The organism is Dolichospermum sp. LEGE 00246, assembly GCF_015207865.1.
GTDB classification, from domain to species: domain Bacteria; phylum Cyanobacteriota; class Cyanobacteriia; order Cyanobacteriales; family Nostocaceae; genus Dolichospermum; species Dolichospermum heterosporum.
Genome location: NZ_JADEWA010000380.1, coordinates 1 through 5378, shown reverse-complemented (window position 1 = coordinate 5378; position 5378 = coordinate 1). Strand labels below are relative to the sequence as shown.

6 protein-coding genes are annotated in these 5378 nt (G+C 39.0%); 3 read left to right on the top strand and 3 right to left on the bottom strand.

Annotated features, from left to right (window positions below):
- Nucleotides 1-116: 116 nt before the first annotated feature.
- Nucleotides 117-569 (bottom strand): photosystem II protein PsbQ, encoded by a 453-nt coding sequence (gene psbQ, locus IQ228_RS20255; protein WP_039202300.1) that lies wholly within the window; start codon nt 567-569, stop codon nt 117-119.
- 138 nt (nt 570-707) lie between these two features.
- Here psbQ and IQ228_RS20250 point away from each other — a divergent pair, with 138 nt between their 5' ends.
- Nucleotides 708-1136: a hypothetical protein gene (locus tag IQ228_RS20250; protein WP_027403137.1), complete on the top strand. Its 429-nt coding sequence runs from the start codon at nt 708-710 to the stop codon at nt 1134-1136.
- Between the two features lie 360 nt (nt 1137-1496).
- Here IQ228_RS20250 and IQ228_RS20245 read toward each other — a convergent pair whose 3' ends face one another.
- Nucleotides 1497-2180: a L,D-transpeptidase gene (locus tag IQ228_RS20245; protein WP_027403136.1), complete on the bottom strand. Its 684-nt coding sequence runs from the start codon at nt 2178-2180 to the stop codon at nt 1497-1499.
- Nucleotides 2181-2726: 546 nt separating this feature from the next.
- Between IQ228_RS20245 and IQ228_RS20240 the strand changes: the two genes are divergently transcribed.
- Both IQ228_RS20240 and IQ228_RS20235 read left to right on the top strand, forming a co-directional pair.
- Complete coding sequence (locus IQ228_RS20240; RefSeq protein ID WP_039202303.1) at nt 2727-3383, top strand: sigma-70 family RNA polymerase sigma factor; 657 nt, start codon at nt 2727-2729, stop codon at nt 3381-3383.
- A gap of 116 nt (nt 3384-3499) precedes the next feature.
- Nucleotides 3500-3961 carry an anti-sigma factor gene (locus IQ228_RS20235; protein WP_039202305.1) on the top strand — a complete coding sequence of 154 codons (462 nt, stop codon included), beginning with the start codon at nt 3500-3502 and terminating at the stop codon, nt 3959-3961.
- 472 nt (nt 3962-4433) lie between these two features.
- Here the strand turns inward: IQ228_RS20235 and IQ228_RS20230 are convergent.
- Nucleotides 4434-5378 (bottom strand): photosystem II assembly protein (locus IQ228_RS20230; RefSeq protein WP_193964160.1); only part of this gene is annotated, 945 nt, incomplete at its 5' end.

The following is a 5378-nucleotide window of genomic DNA, read 5'->3' as shown; positions in this document are numbered from 1 at the left end:
TGTATAAGAGACAGGGGGGCAGGGGGCAGGGGAGAAATTTCATTCTCTATTCTTCAATTTCTTTCTTCTGAACTCCTGACTCCTGACTCGGTGACTCCTGACTCCTGACTCCTCTTTTAGCTACTCTTTTCGGGAACTAGTTCTAAGAATTTGTCAATATCCGCAAACACTTCTTGGTATTTACTCGCAGCTAGGCTAGTATTACCCGCAGCGGCAGCTTGATCAATTCTTACTAGGTCATTCAACAAATCTTTGCTAATTTGTCGAGCTTTAGCTTGGTTTTGCTTGGCTAGGTTGGGAATGATATAAGTCATATTTAATCTAGCTTCTGTCATCGGTCCGTGAATAAAATTACCCACTTTCACCCATTCACCTGCTTTAATCAGGTTTTGGAGTTCGGAAGAGCGATCGCGCACCATCTGAATTCCGGGAACATATTCCTGAATTTTCGCAACTTCCGCCGCCGTATAAGATGGTGGTACAGTAGCAACAGTAGGACTACCACAACTAATCAAAAATGTGGCTAATAGTACAAAAATCAGTGAAAAAATAGAACGTTGACGCACCATAAATGGAAATTAATTTTTTGTTTGTTTACAGATTAACAGTGTTATTTTAGATCGCTATGTAATGAACCGTTACAATTAACTCAGGTTTTTCTGTCTTGATCTTCCCCGCAGACCAACCGCATAGAGGAGTATTATTGAGTGAACGCAGCCGAACAAGCCACAAACCTAGAATTTGCCAGCAAAATTGCTACGGTAGTAAATTTATTTAAATATGAATTTCCTGATGTCAAATCCGATCTTAAACCCTGGCACAATGACCCAGAAACCAGAGAACTAGTAGATCCAGATTCTATAGACATTGGTTTTCACTTTCCTGGCATTAGCAAATCTTGGCGCTGTCGGAGTATTTTGATTCAAATCCGATTTTATCAAGATCCGATTAATAATCACCGTCGCGCCATTGGTGTCGAAGCCGCTGGATTTGATCACAGTGGGGAAGTTTGGCGACTTTCCACTATTGAAACCTGGAGTTTTGTCGGTGACTCCACACCCTCTGCTGAAGTTCGGGAAAAACTGAAACAGGTTTGTCGGCAAATTTTAGAGGTGTTTAATCAGCCGAGTCTGTAAAAATGAGAGTATTGAAAAAATAGTAGAAAAAGCTCTTGAAGATGGTCACTTATACTCCGCAAGGGAATAAATTGAGCTTTTGCTTCAAGGTAATATATGGATGTAAAAACCCAAGTTAAGTAGTGAGACAGAATTAATTACACAATGTCATTGCGTAAGCGTTGCGTGGCGTTAGCCATATGGAACGAAGTGAAATGAAGCAATTCCAAGGGTTGTGATTGCTTCCCTTCCCTTGCAATGACTGTAAATATTTTTGTCCAATTACTTATTACCTTCTCAAGTATAACACCGACAATGGAGGCAGGAGTTGGGCATACAGTAAAAGACTTTTATTCCTGAATTCTTACTGCTTTCATATTTTTATTCACGTACTAATACTTGTGTACCTATACTTACTTGGCTATACAACATTCTGACATCAGAATTACGCATTCTTAGACAACCGTGGGAAACAGCCGCCCCTAATAAATCAACATTTGGTGTGCCATGAAAGCCGAGTTGATTCCGACCATCAGACCAAAAACCAATCCATCTATCCCCTAAAGGACTGTCAGAACCGCCCTCGAAAACAGCATTTGTAATGGGATGTCGCCAAATGGGGTCGTGTTCCTTGTGGATGATTTTAAAGTTGCCTGTTGGTGTTTCCCAACCTTTTTTACCGATAGCAATGGGATAACTAGCTATTATTTCATTATATTGAGAAACATAGACACGGCGATCGCTCAAATCTACCACTACTTGAGTTGTATTTGATACTGGTATTGATCCCTGAGAACTCTTGACCGGATCTGTAACTTGATCCTGATTTGACCTTTGTGTTCTCCAAACAGCAGCTTTTTGGGGAGAGTTAGGCACAGAAGCCGCAATTGCACTGTTGCCAATTTCCACTGATGAACCCTGTGGATAAATCTCTGTGGATATAGACTGATTTAATTGTCCTGTTGTTCTCATATTGTGCCAATGGACAGCCAGAGATAAAATTGCTGTACCAAAACAGAGAAACATGACCATACTCGCTACAGATTCATTTCTTGCCATTGCCATCGCCTATTCATAAGAATACCCGGTAAGTGGGAAACGAGCGCGTCTTTAGACCTGAGAGGGAAACGACACGAGCGGTTTTAACCGCTGTGGATATTAAAATTGAAACCAGATTTTTGATTGGAATCTGGAAACCAACTCCCATTTCTGGGGTAATGTTAGCCGATGCCTACGGCACGCTGCGCGAACGAACTGTTATAAGAGCTTGCTTAAGCTTGCAACACTGTTCCTGTTACCTTAGAACTGTTTAATCACAAGCGACAGAGCAGGGAACTGGCAACGCATTCGGTGGGTGTCGTGACTCAAATAACGGCTACCCTTCGACTACGCTCAGGGTGGTCTGGTCAGTACGGCTTGCTTGATTACTCTTGCAAGCCCAGTCCCTTTAGGGCTGGGTTACTGACACTTACTTGACGATGGAATAAAATGCTGAAAACTCCTTTCTATATATATTTCCGTGTTCCGATTATAAATCCGTCACCTTACCGAGGAACTTTTGATCTACAATCTAGTCTAATGGAAGGGAGTGATTTAACGCCAATCTGATCCATGAGTCAATCCATTAGTGTATCCTGGTCAACAGTGGATGCCACCTATCCAATAGCATCGGTGCAAGTTGACAAACTCTCAAACAACGATCTTATTTTGCGCTGTCAAGTCGGATTGCGTCCAGAACGTGCTGCCTTTTCAGAACTGTTACGTCGCTACCAGACTCAAGTTGATCGAGTTTTATATCATTTAGCCCCCGATTGGTCTGATAGAGCCGATTTAGCCCAGGAAGTTTGGATTCGTGTCTATAGGAATATTAACCGACTACAAGAACCTGCCAAGTTCCGGGGGTGGTTAAGCCGCATTGCCACAAATTTGTTCTATGATGAATTACGTAAACGCAAACGGGTCACTAGTCCCTTATCATTAGATGCTCCCCGCACCTTAGATGATGGGGAAATGGATTGGGAAATTGCCGGTGATACCCCAAGTCCAGATGAGCAACTAACTACTAGAGAATTTTATGAACAGTTGCGAGAAGCGATCGCCGACTTACCAGAAGTTTTTCGGACTACAATTGTTTTAAGAGAAATTGAAGGCATGGCCTATGAAGAAATTGCCGAAATTACCGGAGTTTCCCTGGGAACGGTGAAATCTAGAATAGCTAGAGCCAGATCAAGATTACAAACTCAGTTACAAAGCTATCTAGATACATAATCTACACCATCTTTCCTCAATTCTATGGCAGATTTTAAGAAATATTAAGGACTGTCAACGAAAATATATATTTTCTGCCATTGAGAAGCAAAAATGAATCAACGGGTACTATAAATATGGAGAAGCGCGATTGTTTCGAGTTATTAAGTGCTTACCTGGATGGCGAAGTTACAGCTACTGAACGCAGGCAAGTTGAAGAGTGGCTATTAACTGATGCCTCAATTAAATGCCTATACAAGAGACTATTAAATCTTAGAAAAGGCTTGCATAACATCCCTGTTCCCGCCAACTCTCAGTCATCAGAAGCAACGATTAACCAAGTTTTAGTCCGTGTTAATCGCCGTTATCGCTTGAACTGGATGTTAGGTAGTGCAGCCGCAGTGGCTTGTATTTTGGGAACAATATCTGGTTTATTGCCAAGTAATTCCAGAATGCTAGAAATAGCCACAACACAACCAACAGAATTAACACCAACAGCCGCAGATTCGCCCTTAATGGTGGCTTTAAATAACCCAGTTATTGAAATTCCCAAAACAGCAGTAGCTCCTAGCGAGAAGCTAGTTAACAACCTCAATTAATTAATAGCTAAACTGTCACCACTCCAGCAAGCATCAGTGAGTATACCTCCTAGCTGGTCAACTTTTTATGATGTCATAAAATACACCCAAACCAAATATAAAAATGAGCCGTTTAGCTTACAAACCTCTATTTACTGGCGATTATAGAGGTTTTTTGATGTCGGTTGATTTCTAAACGAAACGTAAAAAGCAAGTTTGGCAAGAATTTTAGGTTGTAAGTGGAAGAATATCGAAAAAATTAAATGAATCGGATTTCTTATAATGTCTGATCAAAAATTTGATTCATCAATACTTTTAGTAATTGTAGATAAGTAGGTTGGCGTTGAAAATTGTCGTTATGGCAAGGCAAAAGGCAAGAGGCAAGAGTGAAGAGGGTTTGGGCGATTTTACGTTTCTTTACACAGTTTGGTTTTATTGTGTTCACCTACTTACATCTGTTTTCATCTCGGCTTTGTTGAGTAAAAATAATTCTCTATTTCTTGGCTAAGATGACATAATCATCTAATACATAGTGTGATTCATACTTTTGACTGAAATACTTTTTAAGTAACCGAGTCATATATAGTTGCTTAGGTAATTCATCTTGAGCAAATTTGGCAAACTCAGAAATAGCTAAAGGTTTTCTTAAACCCGTTGCATTTATATATTTATACCAAACTAATTCTAATCCAAGTTCTTCTACAAACTTATATACTATATTTTTTTCCTGTTCTTTATCTTCAACTTGATAAATATTGTAAGCCTTGAATAGCTTCTTGTCTTGGATAATTAAGAGTACATACCCCTGATTATTTAAGCTTTCAGAAAATATTTCTTTATATATATCATTAGCTTGAATTCTTTTGGTATTATCTGCGAAAAAACAATGAGAAATAACGATAAAATCAAAAAAGTTTTTGGGAATATTCCTAGATTTTGCATCCCATAAAAAGATGTCAGAACTAACAAAACGAAAGTAATTATTTAGAGGATTTAGTTGCGACTCGATATATTTACGCCAAAATTGAAGTCCTCGATACTGGAAAGCGGCTTGTTTTTCTAAAGAATAGTAAGATATGTGCATTTGGGGAATATCAAAAAAGCTGCTACAACTTTGGAGAAATAAAGCCAAACCATAAGCTGTTGTTCCCGGTCCAGCAGCGATATCAAGAATATTCAATTTAGTTGGTAACAACCCATCTTGGTAAATTAAAAACCAGGCTAAATAGAGACAATAGACATTTTCTAAAAAATATTTCATAAAATAGACATGAGGAGTCAGACTAAAACGGTAGTCTGGATCTTGTCCCATTTTTAAGCTAGTAATATCCTCAACAGCGTCTTCTAATTTAATTGCTAATTGTTTATCAGAAATTTTACTAAATTCTTCTTGAAGATATTCCACTAGTTTAACTTCAAAATTATCAAATATACTCTC

Bases quoted from the DNA above. Each gene is read 5' to 3' on its own strand.
- IQ228_RS20235 (WP_039202305.1), top strand. From the start codon at position 3,500: ATGGAGAAGCGCGATTGTTTCGAGTTATTAAGTGCTTACCTGGATGGC.
- IQ228_RS20245 (WP_027403136.1), bottom strand. From the start codon at position 2,180: ATGGCAATGGCAAGAAATGAATCTGTAGCGAGTATGGTCATGTTTCTC.
- IQ228_RS20240 (WP_039202303.1), top strand. From the start codon at position 2,727: ATGAGTCAATCCATTAGTGTATCCTGGTCAACAGTGGATGCCACCTAT.
- psbQ (WP_039202300.1), bottom strand. From the start codon at position 569: ATGGTGCGTCAACGTTCTATTTTTTCACTGATTTTTGTACTATTAGCC.